Genomic DNA, 25,960 nt, shown 5'->3' on the forward strand with positions numbered 1-25,960 from the left:
CCCGGCCCGCGATCGCAGCGCAGAGTCGATCATCAAGCCGCCGGTTGTCAAATCGATTGCCGCGGACGCCGAAGGACCACAGGGACGAAAGCCCCGCCCTCCTCGCGAGAGGAGAGCGGGGCTCGTCGCGCGGACGGCTCAGCCGAAGAGCGGGCGTACGCAGAAGTAGACGATGCAGGCGATCGCCGCCGCCGCCGGGAAGGTCGTGATCCAGGCGATGACGATGTTGCCTGCCACGTTCCAGCGGACCGCGGAGAGGCGCTTGGTCGCGCCGACGCCCATGATGGCGGAGGTGATCGTGTGGGTGGTCGAGATCGGCGCCTTCAGGACCAGGGCGTTGAAGAACAGGACCGAGCTGGCGACCGTCTCGGCCGCGAAGCCCTCCGCCGGGCCGAGGTCGATGATCTTGCGGCCCAGCGTACGGATGATGCGCCAGCCGCCGGCGTACGTACCCGCCGCGAGCACCGCCGCCGACGTCCAGAACACCCACCACGGGATGTGCTTGGCGTCGCTCTGGAAGCCGCCGGTGTAGAGGGCGAGCACGATGATGCCCATCGTCTTCGCCGCGTCCTGCATGCCGTGGCCGATGGACATGGCTCCCGCCGAGATGGTCTGGGCGACGCGGAAGCCGCGGTTGAGCTTGCCGGGGTGGCCGCGCCGGAACGTCCACATGATGACGACCATCACGAGGAAGCCCAGCAGGAAGCCGACGAAGGGCGAGGCCACCATCGGGATCAGCACCTTCTCGACGATGGTGCCCCACTCGACCGTGCCGTGGGTGGCGAAGAGGGTCGCGCCGACCAGGCCGCCGAAGAGGGCGTGCGACGAGGACGACGGCAGGCCGAAGTACCAGGTGATGAGGTTCCAGGCGATCGCGCCCACCACGCCGGCGAAGACCACGCCGAGGCTGGGGATGCCGATCGGCAGCTTGACCAGGCCGTCGCCGACCGTCTTGGCGACGCCCGCGCCGAAGTGGGCGCCGACGAAGTTGCCGACCGCGGCCATGGCCAGGGCCACCCGCGGGGTCAGGGCCCGGGTGCTGACGCTGGTCGCGATGGCGTTCGCCGCGTCGTGGAAGCCGTTGGTGTAGTCGAAGGCCATCGCGGCGAGGATCACCGCGAGGACCGCTACGAGCTCGGGGGTCAAGGCCTAGGACTCCTTGACCGTGATGGTCTCGACCGTGTTGGCGACGTGCTCGAAGGCGTCGCAGGCGGCCTCGAGCTCGTCGGCGACCTCCTTCATCTTGAGCACGGTCAGCGCGTCGTACTCGCCCGAGAACAGGCGTACGAGCAGCATCCGGTACGCCCGGTCGCCGTCGTTCTCCAGCCGGTTGATCTCGATCCAGTACTCCTCGAGACCCTTCATCGTCTTGAGCTTCGGCATCGCGTCGGCCGTGATCTTGGCCTGCTGGTCGAGCACCGTGACCAGCTCGTGCATCTCCCGGGGCAGGGACGGCAGCTCCGTGAGCCCGTACAGGTAGAGCAGGTTGCCGACCGCCTCCAGGTGGTCCATGACGTCGTCGAGCTGCGAGCCCAGCGAGTAGATGTCCTCGCGGTCGAACGGCGTGATGAAGGTGGAGTTGATCTTCTTGTAGAGATCGTGGGTGATCTGGTCGCTGTCGTGCTCGACGTCGGTCAGCCGGTCGCTGACCGACTGCACGTCGACGCCGGGCAGCGCCAGCTCGTTCAGCAGCTCGGTGCCCCGCACGAGGTTCTGAGCAGCCCGGCTGAACAGCTCGTAGAAGGCGCCCTCGGTGGGGCGGAAGGAGAACTTCACGGCGCGAACCTCGTTTGACGGGGTGGACGGGTCTGGCGGATTCCCGGGGAATGCTAGGTAACGCCTCCGCTGTGGCGGATCCCGCCTACCCCTGCTCAGCAGCAGTTCAGTACGCGTTCATCTAGCGTTAACCTTGCCCGCCTAGTTCGTGGATCTTTTATACGATCTGTGCCACATCCCGGCGCGGTTGCGGCGTCGGCCGGCGCACCGCCGGCAGCGGCCGGCGCACCGGATGACGGCGCAGATGCCGGGCCAGGCCGGCGTGATCGGTGTCGGCGACGACGTCCACCCCCGCCTCGCCCAGCTCGGTCCAGACCGCCTGCCGCGCCCGCCGCGACCCGGACGGCAGACCCGAGATCCGCACCGTACGGCCGTCCTCGTGCGCCGAGCGCACCAGCGCGTGCAGCAGGTGCCGCTCCTCGGCCGGGATGGGTTCACAGCCGTCCCAGCCGAAGCGCCGGGCCCACTGTTCGCTGACCATCGGCACCAGGGTGGGCGGGGCCGCGACGGAGCCGATGTCGTCGAACGAGCCGTCGGCGAACGCGTACCGTTCGCGCTCGGTCGCGAGCAGCTCCCGGGCGTCGACGATGCCCGCCACGGTCACGGTGACGGCGCCCGCGTCCAGCTTGCCGTCGACGCAGCGGCTGAGCAGCGGCGCGTGGTCACGCAGCTGCTGGTCGAGCATCCGGTACGCCCGCAGCAGCGTCTCCGCGTCCCGGGTAGGTCCGGTGAACTCCACGATCAACCGGAACGGCACCCGCTGGTCGCGGCAGAGCCGGCCACCCCGGGCCTTGGCGCGGGCGAACAGCGGGCTGAGCACGAGCCGGCGCAGCGTACGCCCGGGCCGCGGCACGCCCGGACCGAGGTAGAGCTCGCCGTGCGGACCGGGCCGTACCCGGACCGACACCCCGGAGAGCCCGCGCCGCAGCACGTCCGGAAGCGGGTCGGCGACCCGCTCGTCGGCGAGCGCGTGCCCGGCCGGCAGGTACGGGCGGGGCCGGCGGGCCACCGCGATCCCGAGGGTCGTCACGCCGGTGGCTCCGGCGAGGCCGGCCAGGCCGCCCAGGAGGGTCGCCACGTTGTCCGCCACTGTCCTACCCCCGTCCCTCGGCCAGCAAATCGGGTCAAATGACCCTATAGTGCCAACCACTGTGTCACACGTGACACCCGCGGCCGGGCAATGTCGCGCAGAATTCCTCCATGCCGTCCGCATTCGACCGACCCGGAAAACCGAAACGAGATCCGGCGGTAGTGGACGAGTTCGAAACCGAACGACCGCACTTGCTCGCGGTGGCGTACCGGATGCTCGGCAGCCGCGCGGAGGCCGAGGATGCCGTGCAGGAGGCCTGGCTGCGTTACCACCGGGCGCGCGACTCCGGCGACGACATCCGGGACCTGCGCGGCTGGCTGACCACGATCACCGGGCGGATCTGCCTGGACGTGCTCCGGTCGGCACGGGTACGCCGCGAGGCCTATCCCGGCCAGTGGCTGCCCGAGCCGGTCGTCTCCCGGCTCGACGACCCGGCCGAGCGGGTCACCCAGCGGCAGGAGGTCAGCCTCGCCCTGCTCGTGGTGCTGGAGAAGCTCAGCCCGGAGCAGCGCGTCGCCGTCGTGCTGCACGACGCGTTCGCGGTGCCGTTCGAGGAGATCGCGACCGTGCTCAACACCAGCCCGGCGGCCGCGCGCCAGCACGCGTCCCGGGGACGCCGGGCGGTCGCCGACGGCCAGGCCCGGCACACCGCCGGCCTGGCCGAGCAGCGCAAGGTCCTGGAGGCGTTCCTGACCGCGGCGGCCAGCGGCGACATGCAGGCCCTCGCCGCGGTGCTCGCGCCGGACGTCGTGGCCGTCGGCGACGGCGGCGGCGTGGTGAGCGCCGGCCGCAACGCCATCCTCGGCCGCGACAAGGTGGCACGTTTCTGGGTCGGCATCTTCGGCCGGCTGATGCGCGAGGCCTCCGGCACCACGGCGGAGCCGGTCCTGGTCAACGGGGACGCGGGAGTGCTGGTCACCGGCCGCTACGCCGACGGCCGCGACCTGCTTTCGGTGCTGTCGGTGGCCGTCGCCGACGGCCGCATCACGGCCCTCTACAACCAGCTCAACCCCGCGAAGCTCGGCTCAGTCGTGAACCGTTGACAGCCATTTACGGTACGCCGAAGCAAACGGCTCGGTGCCGTCGCCGAGGGCCACCACCAGGCGCCGCGCGGCGGCATGCGCCTGGGCGACGAGGTCGTCGGGATAGCCGAAGCGGACCCGGTGGTCCTCGAACTCGTCCTCGTCCCGCAGCTCGATCAGCCCCGAGTCGCGCCGGCGCGAGACGTCGAGGTCCAGGTCCACGATGTGGACCGTGTCATCCTCCCAGCGCGCCGGGGTGGTGATGTCGCAGTAGACCTCGCTGGTGCGCGGCGGCGGGTTGAACATCCCGGTCCACCACGCGCTGTGCGGGATGAGCAGCACGAACGGGATCTGCTCCACCGAGGGTTGTCCGTGGTAGACCGACGCCGTGCCCCGCGTCACGCCGACCCAGACGCCGAGGTCGTCCTCGTTGAGCCGGCGTGCCGGATAGTCCCGATGGGCGGATCCGTCGAACTTGGTGTAGACCACCCGGACCATCTCGCTCGGCATGACAAGACCCTAGCGGTGCGCCGGTTTCGTCGGTGGTGGCGGGTACGGTCTTCGACGTGACTGCCCCCGCCAGGTCCCGCCGTACCACCGCCGCCGCCTCCGACCTCCTCGCCGCCGCGGTCGGCGCGGTCCCCGGAGGCGCCTCCCGCCCTGGTCAGGAGCGCATGGCCACGGCGATCGAGCGGGCCGTGCGGCAGCGCGAGCACCTGCTCGTGCAGGCCGGGACGGGCACCGGCAAGAGCCTCGCGTACCTGACTCCCGCACTGCTGGTCGACGGCCCGGTGGTGGTCTCCACGGCGACGCTGGCGCTGCAGAACCAGCTCGTCGAGCACGACCTGCCGCGGCTGGCGGACGCCGTCGAGCCGCTCCTCGGCCGCCGCCCGACGTTCGCCGTTCTCAAGGGCCGCCACCACTACCTCTGCGTGGCGAAGCTCGAGCACGCCGACGAGGAGGAGCCGGCCGACACGCTCTTCGACGACGCGCCCGCCCGCGCCACCCAGTGGCTGGGCGAGGCGGGCCGGCTCGGCAAGCAGATCCAGCGGGTGCGGGACTGGGCGGAGAAGACGGCGACCGGCGACCGGGACGAGCTCGACCCGGGCGTCGACGACACGGCCTGGCGGCAGGTCTCCATGCCGGCCCGCGACTGCGTCGGCGCCGCCCGCTGCCCGTACGGTGCCGAGTGCTTCGCCGAGGCGTCCCGGGCCCGGGCCCGCGAGGCGGACATCGTGGTGACCAACCACAGCCTGCTCGCCGTCGACATGCTGGCCGACCGCCACATCGTGCCGCCGCACAAGCTGCTGATCGTCGACGAGGCGCACGAGCTGGCCGACCGGGTCTCCTCCGCCGCCCAGGCAGAGCTGACCCCGGAGGCCGTCGAACGCGCCGCGAAACGCGCCCGCCCGCTGATCCCCCCGGCCGCCGGCGAGTCCCTGGCGGCGGCGGCCGACTCCCTGATCGTGGGCCTGGCGGACATCCCGCCGGGCCGGCTGACCACCGGCCTGCCCCCGCTGCTGCACCAGGCCGTGCTGCTGGTGGACGCGGCGACCCGCGCGGCGCTCGAGGCCATCGGCGACATCAAGTCCGACGACCCCGACCCGGTCCGCAAGCAGCAGGCCAAGGCCACGCTCGACGAGCTCTCCACCACCGCCCAGCGCCTCCTGGAGGAGTCCGAGTTCGACGTCGCCTGGGTCGAGAAGAACGACCTCGGCAACGGCCGCCGCGCCCTGGTGGTCGCGCCCCTCTCGGTCGCCGGCACGCTGGCTACCAGCCTGTACGACGACCGCACGGTGGTCGCCACCTCGGCGACCCTCACCCTGGGTGGCCGCTTCGACACCGTGGCCCGCACTCTCGGGCTGCCCGCGCCCGCGGCGGGCGCTCAGGACAAGGGGCCGGCCGGGCCGGTTCCGGCCGCCCGGTCCGGCGCCGGCCTGAGCCCGGACGCGCCGCCGGCGTCCGGCGACGGCTGGAGCTCCCTCGACGTGGGCTCCCCCTTCGACTATCCGAAGCAGGGCATCCTCTACGTGGCCGCGCACCTACCCCGCCCTGCCGCCTCCGGCCTTCCGGAGCTCGCGGGCGAGGAGCTGCTGAAGCTGATCGAGGCCCTCGGCGGCCGCACGCTCGGCCTGTTCTCGTCCCGCCGCGCGGCGACCCAGGCCGCCGAGCTGGTGCGCGCGAAGACCGATCTCCCGGTCCTGCTCCAGGGCGAGGAGACGCTGCCGATCCTGGTCCGCAAGTTCAAGGAGCAGCGCGAGAGCTGCCTCTTCGGCGTGATGTCGCTGTGGCAGGGCGTGGACGTGCCCGGCGACGCGTGCCAGCTCGTCGTCATCGACCGCCTGCCGTTCCCGCGCCCGGACGAGCCACTGGCCGCCGCCCGCGCCGCCGCGGTCGACGCGTCGGGCGGCTCCGGCTTCGCCTCGGTGAGCGTGCCGATCGCGGCGGTGCGCCTGGCCCAGGGCGTCGGCCGCCTGATCCGGTCGACGGCGGACAAGGGCGTCGTCGCGGTCCTGGACTCCCGGCTGGAGACGGCACGCGGCTACGGCGCCTTCCTCCGCAAGTCCCTGCCCCCGTTCTGGTATACGACCCGGCCCGACGTGGCCCTCGGCGCCCTCCGCCGCCTCGCCGGCGGATAACCACGAGGACCCGCCGGCCGCCCGCCCACCTGCCCGCGCCGCGGCGCGAGTAGCCAAGGTCACGCCCGCGAATATTGTTCGGCTTCGACGCCGGAGAACCGGCTATCGTCCGGCGACCAATCCACCGGCCATCTCGCCGGACGAGCACGGAGCACGACAGACATGAATCTTGCACGGGGGCCACTGCACGCCATGGCGGCGATAGCCGTCCTGAGCCTGGGACTCACCGGCTGCGCCGGAAGCGACTCCACGACGGCCGGCGCCACCGGCGCCCCGGCCGCGAGCGGCAGCGTCGCGGGCGGCGCCGCCGCGGCCGACGGCGCCCGGGCGGACCTGGCCGCCGCGGCGGCCGAGCTGCAGAAGGGCAACTTCGTCTTCACCGCCACCGGGCACGAGGAGAAGACGACCGGCACCATGCACCTCCCGAGCCGCAGCGCCTCCCTCGTCGTCACGTCCCCGGACAAGGAGGACGGCGACAGCCGGATGGAGGTGCGCCTCGTCGACGAAAAGCAGTACCGGTTGCTCCTCGTCAAGACGCCCAAGGAAGACCGGGTCGACCTCGCGGATCTGCCACCGGACTTCCGCTCCGTGTACGAGGCGCTCAGCGGCAAGTTCTGGATGCGGGTGGACACCACCAAGATCAAGCCGGACAGTCGCAGCCGCGGGATGCGGCTCGACCAGCCCGACATCAGCGGCGCGTCGGCGATGCTCAGCACGGTGGTGACCGCGCAGCGGACCGGCGATGTGATCAAGGGAACGGTCGATCTGTCGGCCGTACCGCTCCACAACACGCCCTGGCTGCAGTCGGACATCACCGCCATGGGGAGCGCCGCCAGGACCGTACCGTTCGAGGCGACCCTCGACGGCCGGCGCCGGCTGACCCGGTTGGCCGTGGACCTGCCCGCCACCACGGACGCGCCGGCACACCGGCGCGTCGTCGAGCTGAAGGACTACGGCGCGGCCAAGCCGACCACCAAGCCGCAGGGTGAGATCCGGGACGCGCCCGAGAAGACGTACGACCTGCTCAACCGCTAGTCGCCGACGGCCGGTCACCCCTGGTGCGGCGGGTCAGCGGGGTGACCGTCTCCGGTCAGGGGTGCACGTCGCCGGCGGTGACCACGACCGCGTCCGGGGGGATCTCCGGGCGGCGGCGGGCCAGCCGGCGGATGCCCGTGTTCAGCACCGCGATCAGGGGCACCGCGACCAGCGCGCCGACGATGCCCGCCAGCACCACCCCCGACGCGATGCCGATGATCACGACGAGCGGGTGGATGGCCACCGCCCGGCCCATGATCAGTGGCTGGAGGATGTGGCCCTCCACCTGCTGGACCACGATCACCGCGCCGAGCACGATCAGGGCGACGATCCAGCCCTGGTCGACCAGCGCCACCAGGACCGCCACCGCGCCGGAGACGCTGGCGCCGACGATCGGGATGAAGGCGCCGAGGAACACCAGCGCCGCGAGCGGGAACGGGAACGGCACGTCCAGGATCACCAGCGCCAGGCCGATGCCCGCCGCGTCGATGAAGGCCACGAGCACGGTCGCCCGGACGTAGGAGCCGAGCGTCGCCCACGAGGCGTCGCCGGCGTCCGACAGGCTCCAGCGGGCGGCGACCGGGAAGAGCCGCACCAGGAAGCGCCAGATCTTGCGGCCGTCGCGCAGGAAGAAGAAGGTCGCGAAGATCACCAGCAGCGCCCCGGTCAGGACCTCCGCCAGGGTGGCCGCGGTCGCGAAGCCGGTCGCCGTGAGCTGGGAGGTGTGCGAGTCGATCCAGTCGCGGCCGGACTCGATCGCCCGGGTGACCTGGTCGTCGTTGAGGTGCAGCGGCCCGTTGCGGGCCCACTCCTGGATCTGCTGGATGCCCTGGCTGGCGTTCTCGGTGAGCTGCGGCACCCCGTCGACGAACTGGTTCACCACCAGGGTCAGCGTGCCGGCGACCGCACCGATCCCGCAGATCAGCACCAGGAAGGTGGCCAGCGACGGCGGCAGCCGCAGCTTCAGCAGCCAGCCCACGGCCGGGGCCAGCAGCGCGGACAGGAGCAGGGCGATCGCCAGCGGCACCACCACGATGCTGATCGTGCCGATGAAGCGCACCAGCACCCAGCCCACCACGCCGACCACGATCAGCCGCCACGACCAGGCGGCGGCGATCCGCAGCGAGTGCGGCACCTCGTCGTCGTCCTTGCTGGTCGTCGAGTGGTGTTCGACGACCGGCGGCGGGGGTTCGTACCCGGCCTCGGGCTCGTCGGCCGGACGCTCGGCCTCGACCCGGGCCGTCCGCACGGATTCGCGGCCCGCCTCGTACGCCTTGCGAAGGTTGGCCCGTACTCGCTGCAAGCGGCTCAACCGCTCAACCTCCTTGCCCGTCGACACGCGGTTCACCGTAGTCGAGACCGGCACGCGTTCCGGGCAGGCACGGGGCGTACCGTCCTTGCCGTGAGCACCGACACCCAGACCGAGGCCGGCCTCCCCATCCGCATGCTGCACGACCGCGTCCTCGTGCGGCTCGACGGCGGCGAAGGGGAACGTCGTTCGAGCGCCGGAATCGTCATTCCCGCCACCGCCTCGATGGGCCGCCGCCTGTCCTGGGCCAAGGCGGTCGGCGTGGGGCCGAACGTGCGGTCCATCGTCGTCGGCGACCGGGTCCTGTTCGACCCCGAGGACCGCGCGGAGGTGGAGCTGCACGGCAAGGAGTACGTGCTGCTCCGCGAGCGGGACGTGCACGCGGTGGCGGCCAGCCGCGTGGAGTCCGACGGGACCGGCCTCTACCTGTAGTAACCGGGCGGCGCGCCATACCCAGGCGGCGGGCCGTAACCCGGCGGCGGCCCATAACCGGGCGGGGGGCCGGAACCCGGCGGCCCATAGCCCGGCGGCGGCCCATAACCGGGCGGGGGGCCGGAACCCGGCGGGCCGTAGCCGGGCGGCGGGCCGTAGCCCGGCGGCGGGCCGTAACCGGGCGGCGCGCTGTAGCCGGGCGGCGCGCTGTAGCCGGGCGGCGGTGCGCCGAAGCCTGGTGGCGCGCCGTAGCCGGCGTACACCGGCGTGGGGGGTGTCATGCGCACCGGGACCGGAACGACCGGCTCGTCCGGCGGGCTGACCGTGCGGGTCACGCCGTCCGGGAACGCGATCTGGTAGCTGGCCCCGTCCCAGAAGGCGTGCGGCATCCGCGGGTCGCGGCCCACGAAGACCGACCGGTAGCCCGAGATGTCCGTGAGCAGCTTGCGCTCCTCGTCCTGCGCCCGGCGCAGCTCGTCGGGACCGCGGTGGAGGCCGCGCTGCATGCCGTCGCGCAGCAGGGCGAGCTGCGTGGACGCCGACTGGAAGCCGCGCATGGCCCGCAGGCCCGGCTCGCCGGCGACCCGCTTCGCCCACTGCCGGGCGGAATGCCGGCGGCCCAGGCTGCCCAGCGTCGCCACCTCCGGCGGGGACAGCCAGCCGGCCCGCACGTAGTACGGCAGGATCCGCTCGCTGAGCCGCCCCTCGTAGCCGCGCAAGGCGATCGCGAAGCCCAGCGCCGCGAAGAAGAACGGGACCATGAAGCCGAGGTACCCGTACAGCATGATCATGGTCTCGCCGGTCGCCACCGAGAGCGTGGGCAGCAGGTTGAACAGCCCGTGCAGGATCATCGCGAGCAGCAGGCCGGCGATCGGCGCGAGCCAGCGCACCCGGCGGTCCGCCGAGCGTGCCGCGACGCCCAGGCCGATGCCGGACATCGCCGTGAACAGCGGGTGCGCGAAGCCGGTGAACAGGATGCGGACGATGAAGATCAAGAAGAGGTTCTGGACGCCGGTGGCCGGTCCGTACTGGTCCGCGCCCGCCGCGTAGCCGTGGCCGCCCAGGTAGAGCACGTTCTCCACCATCGCGAACCCGAGGGCGGAGAGGCCACAGTAGACGATCCCGTCGGTGATGCCGGACCACTCCCGGCGGCGGCGCCAGAACAGCAGGAAGGGGCCGAGCGCCTTCATCGACTCCTCGATGAAGGGTGCCACGAGAACCGCGACCAGCGCCTCGGGCAGGCCCAGCTTGTCGAAGGCCCACGCGGCCCCGCTGTTGACGCCGATGGCCACCAGGGTGGCGACGGCCGAGCCCCAGGCGAAGCAGAAGACCAGGTAGCGGATCGGCTCCGGCTCGTAGCGGTCCAGCCACAGGAAGCAGCTGACCAGCACCGGCACCGGCAGGATGGCGGCGGTCAGGCCGACGACCAGGCCGACCGGGCCGTTGCTGATGCCGAGGATGACCAGCATCGCGACCGCGCAGACGGCGATGAAGCCGATGATGCCCACGAGCGGCAGCCAGCGGCGCCACCCGGCCGGGCGGCCCGGCATGGGCGGCAGGTGCGCGAGATCCGGCGGCCGGTGGCCCGGGTCGCCCGGCTCCGGCTGGGCGGCGTCCGACGCGGCCGGCTGGGCCGCGGCGAGCAGGGCCGGCTGGGCGGCGTCCGACGGCCCCGGCCGGGCGGCATCCGACGCAGCCGGCCGGGCGGCGGCGAGCGGGGCCGGCTGGGCGGCGTCCGACGGGGCCGGCCGGGCGGCGGCGAGCGGGGCCGTTTCGGCGGGAGCGGCGGGACCGGTCACCGGCTGCGCCGGGCCCGGATGTGCCCCGAATGCCGGGTGCGGCGCCGCGTCGGGCGATCCTCCGGGAGCTTCATCGGCCATGCCGCCAGCGTAGCCACCCCGTCCCGCCCCCGGCGGCCCCACGGCCGCGCAACGGATCAAGACCACGTGCCAGGATGGCGGCCGTGACTACTCTTCTCGACCGCTGGGTGGCCGCGGCCCGCGGCGCCGGAGCGTCCGCCGCGGAGCCGGATCTCCAGGCCGCCGGCGGCTACCTGCTCGGCCGCTGGTCGGAGCCGCAGCGGCAGTACCACGACGTGAGCCACCTGACCGCGGTGCTGGACGTGGTCGACGAGTACGCGCACCTGGCCGCCGCTGCGGACCGGGTACGCCTCGCCGCCTGGATGCACGACGCGATCTACGACCCCCGGGCCCTCGGCGACGCCAACGAGCGCGACAGCGCCGAGTTCGCGGAGGGGCTGCTGACCACGCTGGGCACCCCGCCGGAGGTCGCGGCCGAGGTGGCGCGCCTGGTCGGGCTGACCGCCGGCCACGCGACCGCGGAGAACGACCCGGACGGCGAGCTGCTCTGCGACGCGGATCTCGCCATCCTGGCCGCCGAGCCGGACCGGTACGCGGCCTACACCGAGGCCATCCGCCGCGAGTACGCGCACGTGCCGGACGACACCTTCCGGGCGGCCCGGGCTCAGGTCCTCGTGTCGCTGCTGGAGCTACCGGCGATCTACCGGCACGCCCCGCTGCACGAGGCGTGGGAGGCCCGCGCCCGGGCCAACCTGGAGAAGGAGCTCCGGGCCCTGGCCGGCTGAGCAGCGCACAGCGCCGGGCCGCTCCCCGCAGCGGCCGGCACGGCGGCGCTCAGGGCGCCGGCCGGGGCCGACGCGGGCCGGGACGGCTGAGGTGCTTCGGGCGGCGCAGGCCGGCCTCGCGCAGGCGGGCGGACAGCTCGCGGGACGACACCAGGGTCGCGCCGAGCCACAACGCCATCGCGAAGCGTGATTCCGGGATGTCGTAGTGGTCGCGGTCGAACCCGCGCCGGGGCGCGCCGAGCAGCTCGGCGAAGACGTGCAGCTCGGCGAACGAGACGTCGCTGACCAGGTGCGACCAGAGGCGTCCCCGGGCCGGCCAGCGCGGCTCGTCGACGAGGATCACCGGTCGACGTGCAGCAGATCCGTCCCGCGGTCCGCGGCATACCCGCGGACGTCCGGGACGCCGAGCCGGGCCGCGTCCGCCGTGAGGTCGTCGGGCATCTTCTGCGACTGCCGTTCCGCCTCGACCCGCGCGAGGTAGTGCTCGATCTCGCGGGCCCGCACGGCCTCGTCCCAGCCCAGCGCGTCACCCATGACCTCGGCGGCGTGCCGGGCCGTCTCGGCGCCGCGGTGCGGGGTCTCGATGGAGATCCGGGTACGGCGGGTGAGCACGTCGTCGAGGTGCAGGGCGCCCTCGGCGGTGGCCGCGTACGCGATCTCGGCCGCCAGGTATTCGGGGGCGCCGGTGAGCGGCGTGGCGAGAGCCGGCTCGGCCGCGATCATGGCGAGCAGGTGGACCGAGAGGGTGCCGTAGCGCTCCAGCAGGTGTTCGACCACCCCCGCCGTGACGCCGTGCCGGCGGGCGATGTCCTGCCGGTCGCGCCACGCCGCCTGGTAGCCGTCGGCGCCGAGCAACGGGAGCTGGTCGGTGCGGGACGGCCGGTCGATGCCGAGCCGGCGGACCGCCCGGTCGATGACGTCGGCGGCCATCACCCGGTAGGTCGTGTACTTGCCGCCGGCGACGAGCAGCAGCCCGAGCATGGGTTCGACCACGGCGTGCTCGCGCGACAGCTTCGAGGTGGAGTCGGCCTCGCCGGAGAGCAGGGGCCGCAGGCCGGCGTAGACGCCCTCGATGTCGTCGGTGGTGAGCGGGCGGTCCAGCACCGTGTTGACCTGGTCGAGCAGGTAGGCGATGTCGCGGGCGGACGCGGCCGGGTGCGACCTGTCGAGCTGCCAGTCGGTGTCGGTGGTGCCGATGATCCAGTGTCCGCCCCACGGGATGACGAACAGGACCGAGGTCGGGGTGCGCAGGATCAGCCCGGCGTCGCCGGTGATCGCCGAGCGCGGCACGACGAGGTGCACGCCCTTGGAGGCGCGGACCCGCAGCCCGGGGCGGACGCCGACGTCGCTGAGCATGCGCGACATGTCGTCGCTCCACACCCCGGTGGCGGCCACGACCGTGCGGGCGCGCACCTCGATCTCGGGCGAGCCGGGCGCCTCCAGGTCGCGTACCCGTACGCCGACGACCTCGCGGGCCTCGCGGATGAAGCCGGTGACCCGGGCGCTGGTCACCACGGCGGCGCCCAGGCTGGCGGCGGTCCGGGCCAGGTTGACCACCAGGCGGGCGTCGTCGACCTGCCCGTCGTAGTAGCGGATCGCGCCGGTGATGCGGTCCGCGCGCAGGCTGGGGAAGATGTGCCGAGCTCCGTCGCGGGTCAGGTGCCGGTGCAGCGGCATGCCACGGCCCGAGCCGAACACGCCGGCGAACACGTCGTACGCCGCGACGCCGAGCCCGTAGTAGAGGCGGTGCCACACCCGGGCGGGCGGTGAGGCCGGTTCGAGCGGGACGAGGATCGGCACGGGCCGCACGAGATGCGGGGCGAGGCGGCTGGTGAGCAGGCCGCGCTCGGTCAGCGCCTCGTGCACGAGGTGCAGTTCGAGCTGCTCGAGGTAGCGCAGGCCGCCGTGGATCAGCTTGCTGGACCGGCTGGACGTGCCGGAGGCCAGGTCGCGCGCCTCCACGAGGGCCACGCTCAGGCCGCGGGAGGCGGCGTCCAGGGCGGCCCCGGCACCGGTGACACCGCCGCCGATGACGAGCACGTCGAACTGCTCGTCGCGCAGGCGCTTGAGGTCGGCGACGCGGCGGACCGGCGAGAGCCGCCCGGCCGAATACCGGGACACGGAGGGAGAACGCACGGTCTTACCGTAGCGCCGTCCGCGGTCACACCGGAGAGGGATGTTTCTCAGCTCGCATTTTGACGATGTCGAGCATCTCGGCGACGGATCCGGCGGGGTCGGTGACCGGGAACTGGACCGCGCGGATCGTCGTGGTGGCGTCGACGAGCAGCGTCAGGCGCTTGAACCGGTCGGTGCCGCCGGCCCGGAAGGTCGGCAGGCGCAGGCCGGCGGCCAGCTTGCCGTCGGAGTCCGACACCAGCGGGAAGGGCAGCTTCGCGTACGCCGCGAACGCGTCGAGCTGGTCCGGCCGCTGGGTGCTGACGCCGCGGATCCCGACGCCGTGCGCGGCGAAGTCGGCGGCCCGCGCGGCATACGTGGTCGATTCCAGGGTGCAGCCACCGGCGCCCGGAATGTCCGCCCAGCCGGGCGGATATCCCTGAGTCCCGGGAGCGTAGGCGCCGGGGAAGAAGTACAGGACCGTGGGCGCCTCGACCGCCAGGTGCGCGATGCGGTGACCGACCAGGCGGTGCACCCGCTGCGCCTCGGCGGAGGTGGGTGCGGCCGTCGCCGTCAGCGAGCCGTCACCCATGACGTGCCGGGTGCCCCAGTCCTGCAGGGCGATGAGTACGGGCAGCAACCCCTCGCCCTTGGCCGTCAGCAGGTAGTCGTATCGGGGCGGATGCTCGCAATACGGCACCCGCCGCAGCACGCCGTGCTCGACCAGGCCGCCGAGCCGCTCGGTGAGCGCGCGACGGCTCATGCCCAGCTCCCGCTGCAACGCGTCGAAGCGGGTCACGCCGCCGGCGATGTCGCGCACGATCAGGAACGTCCACCAGTCCGAGAGCACGCCGAGCGCCTGCGCGATGCCGCAGTCCGCGTCCGCGAGATCGACCCGTCGCACGCCATCCAGCATAGCCCGTTCCAGACCGGAACTGACCCGATGACAAACGGGCCGCCCCCGAAGGGACGGCCCGTCTGCGGTGTGGCTGGTGGACTCAGAAGTCCATGTCTCCGCCGCCCGGAGCGCCGGCCGGGGCCGCCGCCTTCTCGGGCTTGTCCGCCACGACCGCCTCGGTCGTGAGGAACAGCGCGGCGATCGACGCGGCGTTCTGCAGCGCCGAGCGGGTGACCTTGGCCGGGTCGATGATGCCCGCGGCCAGCAGGTCGACGTACTCGCCGTTCGCGGCGTTGAGGCCGTGACCCGACTCGAGGTTGCGGACCTTCTCCACCACGACGCCGCCCTCGAGGCCGGCGTTCACGGCGATCTGACGCAGCGGGGCGTCGAGCGCGACCTTGACGATGTTGGCACCGGTGGCCTCGTCGCCGGTCAGGTCCAGCTTGTCGAACGCGGTCTTGCCGGCCTGCACCAGCGCGACGCCACCACCCGGGACGATGCCCTCCTCGACGGCCGCCTTCGCGTTGCGCACGGCGTCCTCGATGCGGTGCTTGCGCTCCTTGAGCTCGACCTCGGTGGCCGCGCCGACCTTGATGACCGCGACGCCGCCGGCCAGCTTGGCCAGGCGCTCCTGCAGCTTCTCACGGTCGTAGTCGGAGTCCGACTTCTCGATCTCGGCGCGGATCTGGTTGACCCGGCCCTGGATCTGCTCGGCGTTGCCGGCACCGTCGACGATCGTCGTCTCGTCCTTGGTGATGACGACCTTGCGGGCCTGGCCCAGCAGGCTCAGGTCGGCGGCGTCGAGCTTGAGGCCGACCTCCTCGCTGATGACCGTGCCGCCGGTGAGGATGGCGATGTCGTCGAGCATGGCCTTGCGGCGGTCACCGAAGCCCGGGGCCTTGACGGCGACGGACTTGAAGGTGCCACGGACCTTGTTGACGACCAGGGTCGCCAGGGCCTCGCCCTCGACGTCCTCGGCGATGATGATCAGCGGCTTGCCGCCCTGCATGACCTTCTCGAGGACGGGCAGCAGGTCCTTGACCGCGGAGATCTTGCTGTTGGCGATGAGGATGTACGGGTCGTCGAAGACGGCCTCCATCCGCTCGGCGTCGGTCATGAAGTACGCCGAGATGTAGCCCTTGTCGAAGCGCATACCCTCGGTGAGCTCCAGCTCGAGCCCGAAGGTGTTGCTCTCCTCGACGGTGATGACGCCTTCCTTGCCGACCTTGTCCATGGCCTCGGCGATGATCTCGCCGACCGTGGAGTCACCGGCGGAGATGGACGCGGTGGAGGCGATCTGCTCCTTGGTCTCCACGTCCTTGGCGAGCTGCGAGAGACCCTCGGAGACGCTGGCCACGGCGGCCTCGATGCCCCGCTTCAGGGCCATCGGGTTCGCGCCGGCCGCGACGTTGCGCAGACCCTCACGGACCAGCGCCTGGGCGAGGACGGTCGCCGTCGTCGTGCCGTCACCGGCGACGTCGTCGGTCTTCTTCGCGACCTCCTTGACCAGCTCGGCGCCGATCTTCTCGTAGGAGTCCTCGAGCTCGATCTCCTTGGCGATCGACACACCATCGTTGGTGATGGTGGGCGCGCCCCACTTCTTCTCGAGCACGACGTTGCGGCCCTTGGGGCCGAGCGTCACCTTGACGGCGTCGGCGAGCTGGTTCATGCCCCGCTCGAGGCCGCGACGAGCTTCCTCGTCGAATGCGATGATCTTGGCCATACGGCTGTGTCCTCCTGGACATTCGCGGTGCCGGGCCTGCTCGGCCCCGCCCTCCGCACGTTGAGGAAACGCTGCGGACGTCGCCACCTGGCGATGCGACGTCCTCAGGTCGAGCCGGATAGCCCGCGACGACCGGTCCCGTGCCCCGGCACCGATGGCGGCGCCGTGGCCGCGACCCCACCGTCCCGACCTGCTGGCACTCACGTGGCGCGAGTGCCAAGGACTTGTTTAGCACTCTCGTGGGTCGAGTGCAAGGACAACGACCACCCGCGGGGCCCCTCGCGGGGTCGCCTGATCCGCCGGGAATCCGCGTCCGGGTTGCCTGGTTCGACGTCACCGGGTAGGCAGGCAGCATGACCAGCACGTTGGCGCCGGCACTCACCGTGCACCGGGTGACCCCCGGCGACGCGGCCCGGATGCGCGCCCTGCGGCTGGAGATGCTGGCCGACAGCCCGCTGGCGTTCCTCGAGACGCTGGCGCAGGCGGCGGCCCGTCCGCACGCCGACTACCGGCGCCGGATCGTGCAGGCCTCGTCGGGCGTGCAGCTCGCCCAGTTCGTCGCCGACCCGGCACCTCGACGCGGCGCCGGGCCGGACGACCGGACCGGCGGCGGCGCCGGGCCGGGCGACCGGCTGATCGGTCACGCCGGCGGCACCGTGCTCCCCGAGGATCCGGCCGCGACGGTGGTCTTCGCGGTCTACGTCACACCGGCGCACCGGGGCCGGGGAGTGCTCGCCTCCCTCGTGGAGGCGGTGGCCGAGTGGTCGCTGTCGGTGGGGCGGCGGGAGCTCATGCTCGAGGTCGTGATCGGCAACGACCGGGCGGTCCGGGCGTACGAGCGACTCGGCTTCGAGGACACCGGCGTGCGGGTGCCGCACCCGGTCGTCCCGGGGCTCCAGGAGCTCCAGATGCGTCGCCGGGCATGACCACCGGGGTCCCGGCGCCGCGGCCACCGGGCGGACCGGGGCGGCCGTCGCGCCGGTGGCCGCTGGCGCGGGCCCTGCTCACGGCGCTCAACGGCACCACGGCGGCCGGCCTGGCCGTCGCCGTCCTCACCGGTGCGAGGATCCGCCGCGGCCCCGACGGCCTCCTGGTCGCCGAGGGATACCGGCGCAGGCTGCCGCCCGCGACCTGCTTCACCGTCGGTTCGGTGATCATCACGAGGCGGACCGCGGAGTGGCTGCTGCACGCCGACCGCGCCGACCTGCTCGCCCACGAGAGCCGGCACGTGGGCCAGTACGCCGTCCTCGGCCCGCTGTTCTGGCCCGCGTACTGGGTGGCCTGCGGCTATTCCTGGGTGGCTACCGGAAGTTACGGCAGCCGCAACGTCTTCGAGCGGCACGCCGGACTCGGCAAGGGCGGTTACCCGGAGGTGGCACTGCGCCCCTGGATCCGCAGGATGCTGCGCGGGCGCTGAGATTTGGTCGGGAGGACGCGCGCACAGCGCCTCCGGCACTGGGTCGTTGGGCCCCGAGAGATTGTCGCCAAGCTCGAAGGTGGGGCCACGTACGGCGTCGCGTCCTCCCGCGTAGAGCATCCTGCCGACACCGAGATCCTTGCGCAAGACCTCGCGGGAAGGAATTCCTGACGTACGGCAGATAGCTCGCTACACAGTGTTATCCCAGCAGCCCGGCGTCGCGCGCCCCGCGCAGCGAGGGCTTGATCCGGTGGGTCGGACCGACCAGCTCGGCGACCGCGTCGATGGTCTTGAGACCCTCGCCGGTGTTGTAGACGACCGTCTCCTTCTCGGGGTCGAGCCGGCCGCTCTCCACGAGCTTCTTCAGCACCGCCACGGTCGTGCCGCCGGCCGTCTCCGCGAAGATGCCCGTGGTCCGGGCGAGCAGGCGGATGCCCTCGCGGATCTCGTCGTCGTCCGCATAGTCCATCCAGCCGCCGGTGCGCCGGACCGCCTCGATCGCGTACGCGCCCGCCGCCGGGTCCCCGATGTTCAGCGACTTCGCGATGCCGGTCGGCTTGACCGGGACGATCCGGTCGGTGCCGCCGTGCAGGGCGGCGGCGATGGGGTTGCACCCGGCGGACTGGGCGCCGAAGACCGTCCAGCCGCCCTCGGGCGCCTCCACCAGGCCGATCTCGACCAGCTCGGCGAAGGCCTTGTCCACCTTGGTGAGCAGCTCCCCGGACGCCATCGGGATGACCACCTGGGCGGGGATGCGCCAGCCGAGCTGCTCGGCCACCTCGTACCCGAGGGTCTTGGAGCCCTCGGCGTAGAACGGGCGCACGTTGACGTTGACGAAGGCGGTGTCCTCGAACTCGTCGGTCTCCACGAGCTCGCCGCAGAGCCGGTTCACGTCGTCGTACGAGCCCTCGATGGCCACCAGGTCGCCGCCGTACACCGCCGAGGTGATGACCTTGCCGGGCTCGAGGTCGGCCGGGATGAAGACGATGCTCGGCACTCCGGCGCGGGCGGCGTGCGCGGCGACGGAGTTGGCCAGGTTGCCCGTGGACGCGCAGGCGAAGCGGGTGAAGCCGAGCTCCCGGGCGGCGGTGAGGGCGACGGAGACGACCCGGTCCTTGAAGGAGTGGGTCGGGTTGGCCGAGTCGTCCTTGACCCACAGCGGGGCGCGCAGCCCGATCTCCGCGGCCAGGGCGGGCGCCTCGACCAGCGGGGTCAGCCCCGGGTCGAGGGTGACCCGGGTGGCGGGGTCCTGGCCGGCGGGCAGCAGCGCGGCGTAGCGCCAGATGTTCTGCGGGCCCGCCTCGATGTGCTCCCGGGTGACGGCGGCGAGGGCGGCGTCGTCGTACGCGACTTCCAGCGGTCCGAAGCACTCGTAACAGGCGTGCTGGGCGGCGAGGGGGAACTCCGTGCCGCAGCCGCGGCAGACGAGGGCGCGGGCGGGGCTGGTGGCGGGGGCGTCGACGGTCGACGTCATGCGAGGCTCCTTCTCATCTTTCCCGGGCGCGGGCGGACCCGGCGCCGGGACGGAATTAGCACCTGCCGCGCGCTGGCCTCGTCGTCGAGTCGAGCGCGGTGGTTGCCGGGGCGTCATCGGGCCGTATCCCTCAGCCCCTCTGGATGAGGTATTCAGTTGTGCTACCGCCACCTTACGTGGCCGCCTCGGTGCGTCAGAGGGAACGTCCCAGGGTGTGAGCACCCGGGGTGGCGCCGGGTGCATAGGGTGACGAACGTCATTCCCACGAAGCGGGGAGGTGCGGCGTGACCGCCGTCCTTGAGATCCAGGGTCTGCAGAAGACCTACCGCAGCCGCAAGGGGGTACGCCGGGCGCTGGACGGCTTCGACATGGTCGTCGAGGCGGGCCAGGTGCACGGGTTCCTCGGCCCCAACGGCTCCGGCAAGACCACCACACTGCGGACCCTGCTCGGCCTGATCCGGCCGAACGGGGGCCGGATGGCGATCCTCGGCCGCGAGGTGCCCGCCGCGCTGCCCGAGGTAGCCGGCTCGGTCGGCGCGATCGTCGAGAGCCCGCAGTTCTTCCCCAACTTCAGCGCGCAGGACACGCTGTCGCTGCTGGCCGACGCCGGCGGCGTCGACCGGGCGCGGGTGTTCGAGGTGCTGGAGCTGGTCGGGCTCCGGGAGCGGGCGACCGACCGGGTCAAGACGTACTCGCTCGGCATGAAGCAGCGCCTCGCCGTGGCGTCCGCGCTGCTCAAGAACCCCAAGCTGCTCATTCTCGACGAGCCCGCGAACGGCCTCGACCCCGGCGGCATCCGCGAGATGCGCACGCTGATGCGCAACCTCGCCGAGTCGGGCATGACCGTGGTGCTCTCCAGCCACATCCTCGCCGAGATCCAGCTCATCTGCGACTCGGTGACGATCATCGCGGCCGGGCGGCGGGTGGCGGCCGGCGCCGTCGCCGACGTGCTGGCCCAGCACGCCTCCTCGTCCGTACGCGTGCGCCTGGAGTCTGCCGCCGACCTCCCGGCCTCGGCCGGATTCCTGCGTCAGCTGGGCGCCCAGGTCACCGTCGAGACCGACCACCTCATGGTGAGCGGGCTCGAACGGCCCAGCGCGATCACCCGGGTCCTCGCCCACAACGGCCTCTTCGTCTCCGAGCTCAGCCCGGTCTCGGTCGACCTGGAGAGCGTCTTCCTCCAGCTCACCGGCACCGCGCCGGTCGAGGGCGAGCACCGGCAGGTGGATCAGACGGTCATGGCCCCGGCGGGCCCGGCGCAGGGTGGGTGGGGACATTGAGCCTGTACACGGCAGAGACCCGGCGGTTCACCAAGCGCCGCTTCACCCGCTTCTTCGTCCTCGGTCTGCTCGTCGTGCTCGCGGCGATCGCGGTCGGCATGTTCTTCACGAACCAGAAGGCCAGCCCCGAGGTCGTCGCGGCGGCCCAGGCCGACGCCGACCGCCAGTACCAGCAGGATGTGGCGCAGGCCGAGATCATGCGCAGGGAGTGCCAGGCGCAACCGGGCGCGACGTGCACCGACATGTGGACGCCGGTCAAGGAGGATTACCGGGCCGAGCACTACATGCCGCCCACCTTCGACTTCCGCGACCATTTCCCGGCGATGGAGATGGCCCTCGCCGCGCTCCTGGCGCTGACCGCGTTCGTCCTCGGCGCGTCGTTCGTGGGCGCGGAGTGGAACAGCGGCGGCATGATGAACCTGCTGCTGTGGCGGCCGCGGCGGCTCCAGGTGCTGGGCACCAAGCTGGCCGCGCTGCTCGTCACGCTGACCGGCCTGACCGTGCTGCTCTCCGCGGTGTGGACCGGCGCCTTCGCGGCGATCGCGAGCCTGCGCGGCTCGCTGGACAGCATGACGCCGGGGGCGTGGCAGTCGATCCTGCTGATGGAGCTGCGCGGGTTGGCACTCGTGCTCGCCGCCGGCGCGATCGGTTTCGGGCTGGCGTCCATCGGCCGGCACACGGCCGTGGCCATGGGTGTCGCGATCGGCGTGGTCGTGCTGTTCCAGTTCGGGCTGGGCACGGTGCTGTCGCTGGCCAGGGTCAGGTTCATGGAGGCGTACCTGATCCCGTCCTGGATGATCGCCTGGATGGACAAGTCCATCGAGCTGCAGGACTGGAACGCGCCCTGCGTCAACTCGCCGGACGGCTGCGAGCCGCCGACGATGACCATCACCTGGCCGGCGGCCGGCGGCGTGTTCGCCGTCGTGGTGGCCCTGGTGCTCGGCACGGCAATGTGGACCATGCGTAATCGAGACATCACCTGAGGTAACTTCGGCGGAAGGCGCGCGGCGGGCATCGCCGGCTGCCACTATGGTGGCGTTCCCCTCCGCGCGGCCTTCCACCACCCTGAGGTAACCCATGCAGCCCGACGCCGCCCTCAACGAGCAGCAGCACGTGCCGGCCCCCCGCGACGCCGAGGAGGCCGGCACGGGCACCGACACCCCGCCGCCGGCCGCCCTCACCGAACGCGAGCAGCAGATCCTCGCCTTCGAGCAGAAGTGGTGGAAGCACGCCGGCTCCAAGGAGCAGGCGATCCGCGACACCTTCGAGCTGTCCTCGACCCGCTACTACCAGATCCTCAACGGCCTGCTGGACAACCCCGCCGCCCTGGCGCACGACCCGGTCCTGGTCGGCCGGCTGCGCCGCCTCCGCTCCACCCGCGCCCGCACCAGAAGGCGCTGACCGGCCGGTTCGCGCAGCTCCTCGACCACCGAGGGCCCGAGGGCGACGCTCAGGACGTCACGTCCTTGCGGGTGAAGCGGTAGAAGGCGATCGACCAGAACAGCGTCGCGTAACACACCGCCGAGATCGCGCCCTTCACCACGTCGTCGGTCTGCATGGGTGTCGAGAGCAGGCCCAGCCAGGCGTCGCTGAAGTGGGTCGGCAGGAAGTCACGGAGCGAGCCCAGCGCGGTGATCTGGTCGAGGATGCTCGACAGGATCCAGAGCAGGACCGCGCCGCCGACCGCGCCCAGGGCCGCGTCGGTGAGCACCGAGAGCAGGAAGGCCAGCCCGGCCACGCCGAGCAGGGTCACCGCGAGGTAGCCCAGGATGGCCAGCAGGCGCAGGACGCCCTCGCCGGCCGGGATCTCCGCCGCCACCGTGCTGCCGAGCGGGTGCCAGCCGTACCGGAGCGTGCCCACCAGCAGGGCCGTCGCGCCCAGGGTGAGCAGGGCCGTCAGCGAGTAGCCCAGGGCCACCACCAGCTTGACGCCGAGCAGTCGGGCCCGGGGCACCGGGATGGCGAGCAGGTAGCGCAGGCTTCCCCAGCTCGCCTCCGAGGCCACGGTGTCGCCGCAGAAGAGGGCCACCACCACGACCAGCAGGAAGCTCGCCGACACGAAGATGCTGAACAGCGCGAAGTTCAGCCCGCCCGAGGTGGCGAGGTCGACCAGCGAGGCGAACGAGCCGCCGCCGTTGGCGTCGTCGTCGCCCCCGCCGAACTCGAAGGCGAGCAGGATGATCAGGGGCAGCAGGACCATGAAGCCCAGGGCCAGATGGGTACGCCGCCGCGTCGCCTGCCGCCTGATCTCGGCCCGCAGCGGCAGGGTGGCCGACGCCTTGTAGCCGGTGGCCGCGCTGCTCATCGGTCCCCACTTCCCCGCGAGTTGTCGCCCACCAGGGCCAGGAACGCGTCCTCGAGGCGGCGGCGCGGCACCACCCGGTCCACGCCGACGCCGGCGTGCACGAGGGAGGCCACCACCTCCTCACGGGGCGTGCCGTTCATGTCCACGATCAGGTCCGAGGCGCCGTCCGGCTGCACCGAGCGCACGTCCAGGCCCGCCAGCACCGTCGTCGCCGCCGCCACGTCCGAGACGGTGAGCTGCACCGACGGCGATTCGCCGACGATGTCGTCGACCGGACCGGCCGCGACGATGCGCCCCTTGTTCACCACCACGGCGTGGGTGCAGGTCTGCTCGACCTCGGCCAGCAGATGGCTGGACACCAGGACGGCCCGTCCGTCGGTGGCGTAGCGGCGCAGCACGCGGCGCATCTCGGCGATCTGCGGCGGATCGAGCCCGTCCGTCGGCTCGTCCAGCACCAGCAGCTCGGGCAGCCCCAGCATGGCCTGGGCGATCGCCAGGCGCTGACGCATGCCGTGGCTGTAGTTCTTGGTACGCCGGTGCACCGAGTCGCCCAGCCCGGCGATCTCCAGCGCCTCGTCGAAATGCGCGTCCTCGAGCGGCCGCCCGGTCGCCCGCCAGTACGCCCGCAGGTTCTCGTACCCGCTGAGGTGCGGCAGGAAGCCCGGCCCCTCGACCAGCGCGCCGACCCGGGAGAGGATCGGCGAGCCCGGCACGAGTGGCCGCCCGAACACCAGCGCGTCGCCCGAGGTGGGCATCGTCAGCCCCATGAGCACCCGCAGCGTGGTGGTCTTTCCCGCGCCGTTGGGGCCCAGCAGGCCCACGACCTGACCGCGCTCCACCCGGAAGCCGACCCGCTCGACCGCGACGAACCCGTCGTCGTACGCCTTGCGCAGGTCGCGGACCACCAGCGGGGTGTCCGCGAACTCGGCGACCGGCGGCGTCTCCCGGCGGCGGCGCAGCAGGAGCACCGCGGCGAGCCCGAGCACGATCACGCCCAGCACGCCGAGCAGGACCCAGCGCCAGACGACCTGCGGGTTGGCGATCGGCGAGCCCACCACCGTGGGCAGGCTCACCGCCGGCTCCACCACGACCGTGTGGACCGCCGGGGTGGCGGGGGTGAGGAAGGCCTGGTCCGAGGTCGCGACGACGACCCGTACGGTATGGCCCGCGTCGATGCGCCGCACCATGGCCGGCAGCGTCACGGTGACCGGGCGGGCCGCCGCGATGTCGGCCGGCAGGCCGGTGAGCCGGACCGGGGCGACCAGCCCGCCGCTCAGCGTCGCCGAGCCGTTCGGGTCGACGTCGAAGAGCTTGACGAAGACCGTCGCGGCGCCGGTCGGCGAGGCGATCCGCAACCGTACGGTGGGCGCGCCGACCACCTCGATGGCCTCGGCGACCGGCGCGGAGTCGAACCGGGCGTGCTGGCCGGGCAGGTCGCCGGCGAACCGGCCGAGGAAGGTGCTGACCTGCCCGCCGACGCCCGGCAGCGAGGACAGGGCGCCCGGGTTGCCGTTCGGCGGGTTGGCGATCGGCTGCGCCGGGCCGGCGACGGTGACCTCGGTGCGGCCGGTCCCGCCGAGGCCGGGATAGGCGGGGTCGGAGTATCCGTTCGTCACCAGCCCGCGGTCGAGGGCGCTGAACCCGGCGACCCGCGAGTAGGTGAAGCTCGTGGCGGGCGCCGCACCCTCACCCTTGACGTAGTGGTCCAGCCACTGCGCGGTGAGGAACTTGGTCCGGTCCTGGTCCGTCCGGGGTCCGGCGCCGCCGTCGTGCCCGCCGGTGAACCAGGCGACGCGGACGGGCGTGCCGGTGCGGGCGATGCCGCGGGCGTTGGCGTCCGCCTCGGAAAGCGGGAAGAGGGTGTCGACCGCGCCCTGGATCAGCAGCGTCGGCGCCTTGATCCGGTCCAGCACCGCGGCCGGGCTGGAGCGGCGCAGCAGCGCGGTGGTGGCCGCGTCCGGCGTTCCGGTGGTGGCCATCTTCAGGTACGCCGCGCAGACGTCCGCGGCGAACCGGCCGCACGCCGGATCGCCGCCCTCGGCGGGCCGCACGCTCGGCAAGGGCGACGTGGCCCGCGACGAGCCCGAGCCCGAGGAACCCGACGAACCCGGCGACGAGCCGGTCTGCGTCGGCGCCGCATTGCCGAAGAAGAGGCCGGCCCACGCCTTCTTGAACACTCCCGGGTCGTCGACGCCGGAGGCCGACTGGGGGAAGAACGCCGTGCCGAGGTCGTGCCAGGTGATCAGCGGGACGATCGCGTCGACGCGCGGGTCCTGGCCGGCGAGGAGCAGGGCGAGCGCGCCGCCGTACGAGCCGCCGACGACGCCGACCCGGGGATCGCCGCTCGCGTCGGTGCGGATCTCGGGGCGGGCGGCGAGCCAGTCGAGCAGGCGCTGGGCGTCCCGCACCTCGTGGTCGGGGCTGTCCAGGTGGATCTGGCCGCCGCTGGCGCCGAAGCCGCGGGCCGTCCAGGTCAGCACGGCGTATCCCCGGTCGGCCAGGGACTCCGCGTCGTCGCTGACGGAGTTCTTCGTACCCCCGAAGCCGTGCGCCAGCAGCACCGCCGGCACCTTCTCGTCGCGGTCCCTGGGCAGGTAGAGCCGGGTGTCCAGGGCGACCGGCTCGCTGCCCGAGGGGCCGGAGAGCACGGTGATCCGCTGGTCGCTGGCCGTCCAGGACCGGCGCTCGGGCAGGACCGCCCAGGTGATCAGGGCGGCCACCAGGAGGACGAGCACGGCGGCCCCGACGACCCGCCGCTGCGTCGGGCGGGGCAGGGCGCGACGCAGCTTGGTCAGGGCACGCATGGGCTTCACGCTATCCGCGGGCCGCTGAGCGGGAGC

At 72.7% G+C, this 25,960-nt stretch carries 22 protein-coding genes, 1 pseudogene and 1 riboswitch; of the genes and pseudogenes, 10 read left to right on the forward strand and 13 right to left on the reverse strand.

What is annotated here, in order from left to right; genetic code table 11:
* Positions 1-138 precede the first annotated feature (138 nt).
* The 3 genes from IEY99_RS04165 to IEY99_RS04175 all read right to left on the reverse strand — a co-directional run bounded on the left by IEY99_RS04165 (position 139) and on the right by IEY99_RS04175 (position 2,866).
* Positions 139-1,146, reverse strand: coding sequence for an inorganic phosphate transporter (locus IEY99_RS04165; RefSeq protein WP_189199398.1), 1,008 nt, complete (start codon positions 1,144-1,146; stop codon positions 139-141).
* Between the two features lie 3 nt (positions 1,147-1,149).
* Positions 1,150-1,776 carry a DUF47 domain-containing protein gene (locus tag IEY99_RS04170; RefSeq protein WP_071809606.1) on the reverse strand — a complete coding sequence of 209 codons (627 nt, stop codon included), beginning with the start codon at positions 1,774-1,776 and terminating at the stop codon, positions 1,150-1,152.
* A 157-nt stretch (positions 1,777-1,933) separates the two neighbouring features.
* Positions 1,934-2,866: a PI-PLC domain-containing protein gene (locus IEY99_RS04175; RefSeq protein ID WP_189199400.1), complete on the reverse strand. Its 933-nt coding sequence runs from the start codon at positions 2,864-2,866 to the stop codon at positions 1,934-1,936.
* A gap of 161 nt (positions 2,867-3,027) precedes the next feature.
* Here IEY99_RS04175 and sigJ point away from each other — a divergent pair, with 161 nt between their 5' ends.
* The gene (gene sigJ, locus IEY99_RS04180; RefSeq protein ID WP_229798097.1) at positions 3,028-3,909 is read left to right on the forward strand and encodes an RNA polymerase sigma factor SigJ; all 882 of its coding nucleotides are present in this window, start codon (positions 3,028-3,030) and stop codon (positions 3,907-3,909) included.
* Here the strand turns inward: sigJ and IEY99_RS04185 are convergent.
* Positions 3,892-4,398: a ribonuclease FAU-1 family protein gene (locus IEY99_RS04185; RefSeq protein WP_189199404.1), complete on the reverse strand. Its 507-nt coding sequence runs from the start codon at positions 4,396-4,398 to the stop codon at positions 3,892-3,894. The two genes, sigJ and IEY99_RS04185, sit on opposite strands and share 18 nt — an antisense overlap.
* Positions 4,399-4,454: 56 nt before the next feature.
* Between IEY99_RS04185 and IEY99_RS04190 the strand changes: the two genes are divergently transcribed.
* Both IEY99_RS04190 and IEY99_RS04195 read left to right on the forward strand, forming a co-directional pair.
* Positions 4,455-6,527, forward strand: a complete 2,073-nt coding sequence (locus IEY99_RS04190; protein WP_505661147.1) for an ATP-dependent DNA helicase — start codon at positions 4,455-4,457, stop codon at positions 6,525-6,527.
* 162 nt (positions 6,528-6,689) lie between these two features.
* Positions 6,690-7,562: a hypothetical protein gene (locus IEY99_RS04195; RefSeq protein WP_189199408.1), complete on the forward strand. Its 873-nt coding sequence runs from the start codon at positions 6,690-6,692 to the stop codon at positions 7,560-7,562.
* 55 nt (positions 7,563-7,617) lie between these two features.
* On the opposite strand, the gene IEY99_RS04200 is transcribed toward IEY99_RS04195, so the two are convergent.
* On the reverse strand, positions 7,618-8,874 hold the full coding sequence (locus IEY99_RS04200) for an AI-2E family transporter (RefSeq protein WP_189199410.1): 1,257 nt from the start codon (positions 8,872-8,874) through the stop codon (positions 7,618-7,620).
* A 132-nt stretch (positions 8,875-9,006) separates the two neighbouring features.
* On the opposite strand from IEY99_RS04200, the gene IEY99_RS04205 reads away from it, so the two are divergent.
* A complete protein-coding gene (locus IEY99_RS04205; protein WP_189200617.1) occupies positions 9,007-9,303 on the forward strand; it encodes a GroES family chaperonin in 297 nt (98 codons plus the stop codon).
* Here IEY99_RS04205 and IEY99_RS04210 read toward each other — a convergent pair.
* Positions 9,294-10,935 (reverse strand): annotated as a pseudogene (locus IEY99_RS04210) (PrsW family intramembrane metalloprotease); the annotation flags it as partial. The gene IEY99_RS04205 and the pseudogene IEY99_RS04210 sit on opposite strands and share 10 nt — an antisense overlap.
* Positions 10,936-11,266: 331 nt before the next feature.
* Between IEY99_RS04210 and IEY99_RS04215 the strand changes: the two are divergent.
* Positions 11,267-11,908 carry an HD domain-containing protein gene (locus IEY99_RS04215; RefSeq protein WP_373293279.1) on the forward strand — a complete coding sequence of 214 codons (642 nt, stop codon included), beginning with the start codon at positions 11,267-11,269 and terminating at the stop codon, positions 11,906-11,908.
* 49 nt (positions 11,909-11,957) lie between these two features.
* Here IEY99_RS04215 and IEY99_RS04220 read toward each other — a convergent pair whose 3' ends face one another.
* The 4 genes from IEY99_RS04220 to groL all read right to left on the reverse strand — a co-directional run bounded on the left by IEY99_RS04220 (position 11,958) and on the right by groL (position 16,644).
* On the reverse strand, positions 11,958-12,251 hold the full coding sequence (locus IEY99_RS04220; protein WP_189199416.1) for a DUF4031 domain-containing protein: 294 nt from the start codon (positions 12,249-12,251) through the stop codon (positions 11,958-11,960).
* Positions 12,248-14,029, reverse strand: a complete 1,782-nt coding sequence (locus IEY99_RS04225; protein ID WP_189200619.1) for a glycerol-3-phosphate dehydrogenase/oxidase — start codon at positions 14,027-14,029, stop codon at positions 12,248-12,250. Before IEY99_RS04225 ends, IEY99_RS04220 begins: the two co-directional genes overlap by 4 nt.
* 40 nt (positions 14,030-14,069) lie before the next feature.
* A complete protein-coding gene (locus IEY99_RS04230; RefSeq protein WP_189199418.1) occupies positions 14,070-14,927 on the reverse strand; it encodes a winged helix-turn-helix transcriptional regulator in 858 nt (285 codons plus the stop codon).
* Positions 14,928-15,021: 94 nt separating this feature from the next.
* On the reverse strand, positions 15,022-16,644 hold the full coding sequence (gene groL / locus IEY99_RS04235; protein ID WP_189199420.1) for a chaperonin GroEL: 1,623 nt from the start codon (positions 16,642-16,644) through the stop codon (positions 15,022-15,024).
* 353 nt (positions 16,645-16,997) lie between these two features.
* On the opposite strand from groL, the gene IEY99_RS04240 reads away from it, so the two are divergent.
* The gene (locus IEY99_RS04240) at positions 16,998-17,570 is read left to right on the forward strand and encodes a GNAT family N-acetyltransferase (protein ID WP_189199422.1); all 573 of its coding nucleotides are present in this window, start codon (positions 16,998-17,000) and stop codon (positions 17,568-17,570) included.
* Entirely contained in the window at positions 17,567-18,061 is a 495-nt protein-coding gene (locus IEY99_RS04245) for a hypothetical protein (protein ID WP_229798099.1), read from the forward strand. Before IEY99_RS04240 ends, IEY99_RS04245 begins: the two co-directional genes overlap by 4 nt.
* Positions 18,062-18,260: 199 nt before the next feature.
* Here IEY99_RS04245 and thrC read toward each other — a convergent pair whose 3' ends face one another.
* On the reverse strand, positions 18,261-19,535 hold the full coding sequence (gene thrC, locus IEY99_RS04250) for a threonine synthase (RefSeq protein ID WP_189199424.1): 1,275 nt from the start codon (positions 19,533-19,535) through the stop codon (positions 18,261-18,263).
* Between the two features lie 10 nt (positions 19,536-19,545).
* Positions 19,546-19,685, reverse strand: a riboswitch (SAM riboswitch).
* Between the two features lie 134 nt (positions 19,686-19,819).
* Between thrC and IEY99_RS04255 the strand changes: the two genes are divergently transcribed.
* The 3 genes from IEY99_RS04255 (at position 19,820) to IEY99_RS04265 (ending at position 22,216) form a co-directional block, all read left to right on the forward strand.
* Entirely contained in the window at positions 19,820-20,815 is a 996-nt protein-coding gene (locus IEY99_RS04255; RefSeq protein WP_189199426.1) for an ATP-binding cassette domain-containing protein, read from the forward strand.
* A complete protein-coding gene (locus IEY99_RS04260; protein WP_189199428.1) occupies positions 20,812-21,798 on the forward strand; it encodes an ABC transporter permease subunit in 987 nt (328 codons plus the stop codon). Before IEY99_RS04255 ends, IEY99_RS04260 begins: the two co-directional genes overlap by 4 nt.
* 94 nt (positions 21,799-21,892) lie before the next feature.
* Positions 21,893-22,216, forward strand: a complete 324-nt coding sequence (locus tag IEY99_RS04265; RefSeq protein ID WP_189199430.1) for a DUF3263 domain-containing protein — start codon at positions 21,893-21,895, stop codon at positions 22,214-22,216.
* Positions 22,217-22,265: 49 nt separating this feature from the next.
* Here the strand turns inward: IEY99_RS04265 and IEY99_RS04270 are convergent, their stop codons facing one another.
* Together IEY99_RS04270 and IEY99_RS04275 are read right to left on the reverse strand one after the other, a co-directional pair.
* Positions 22,266-23,120 (reverse strand): ABC transporter permease, encoded by an 855-nt coding sequence (locus tag IEY99_RS04270; RefSeq protein ID WP_189199432.1) that lies wholly within the window; start codon positions 23,118-23,120, stop codon positions 22,266-22,268.
* Entirely contained in the window at positions 23,117-25,933 is a 2,817-nt protein-coding gene (locus IEY99_RS04275; protein ID WP_373293280.1) for an alpha/beta fold hydrolase, read from the reverse strand. Before IEY99_RS04275 ends, IEY99_RS04270 begins: the two co-directional genes overlap by 4 nt.
* Between the last annotated feature and the right edge of the window lie 27 nt (positions 25,934-25,960).

This window comes from Couchioplanes azureus (assembly GCF_014648355.1).
GTDB lineage: Bacteria > Actinomycetota > Actinomycetes > Mycobacteriales > Micromonosporaceae > Actinoplanes > Actinoplanes azureus.

Coding starts and splice junctions, on each gene's coding strand:
- IEY99_RS04185 (WP_189199404.1), bottom strand. CDS start 4,398: ATGCCGAGCGAGATGGTCCGGGTGGTCTACACCAAGTTCGACGGATCC.
- IEY99_RS04195 (WP_189199408.1), top strand. CDS start 6,690: ATGAATCTTGCACGGGGGCCACTGCACGCCATGGCGGCGATAGCCGTC.
- IEY99_RS04205 (WP_189200617.1), top strand. CDS start 9,007: ATGCTGCACGACCGCGTCCTCGTGCGGCTCGACGGCGGCGAAGGGGAA.
- groL (WP_189199420.1), bottom strand. CDS start 16,644: ATGGCCAAGATCATCGCATTCGACGAGGAAGCTCGTCGCGGCCTCGAG.
- IEY99_RS04240 (WP_189199422.1), top strand. CDS start 16,998: ATGACCAGCACGTTGGCGCCGGCACTCACCGTGCACCGGGTGACCCCC.
- IEY99_RS04245 (WP_229798099.1), top strand. CDS start 17,567: ATGACCACCGGGGTCCCGGCGCCGCGGCCACCGGGCGGACCGGGGCGG.
- thrC (WP_189199424.1), bottom strand. CDS start 19,535: ATGACGTCGACCGTCGACGCCCCCGCCACCAGCCCCGCCCGCGCCCTC.
- IEY99_RS04265 (WP_189199430.1), top strand. CDS start 21,893: ATGCAGCCCGACGCCGCCCTCAACGAGCAGCAGCACGTGCCGGCCCCC.
- IEY99_RS04270 (WP_189199432.1), bottom strand. CDS start 23,120: ATGAGCAGCGCGGCCACCGGCTACAAGGCGTCGGCCACCCTGCCGCTG.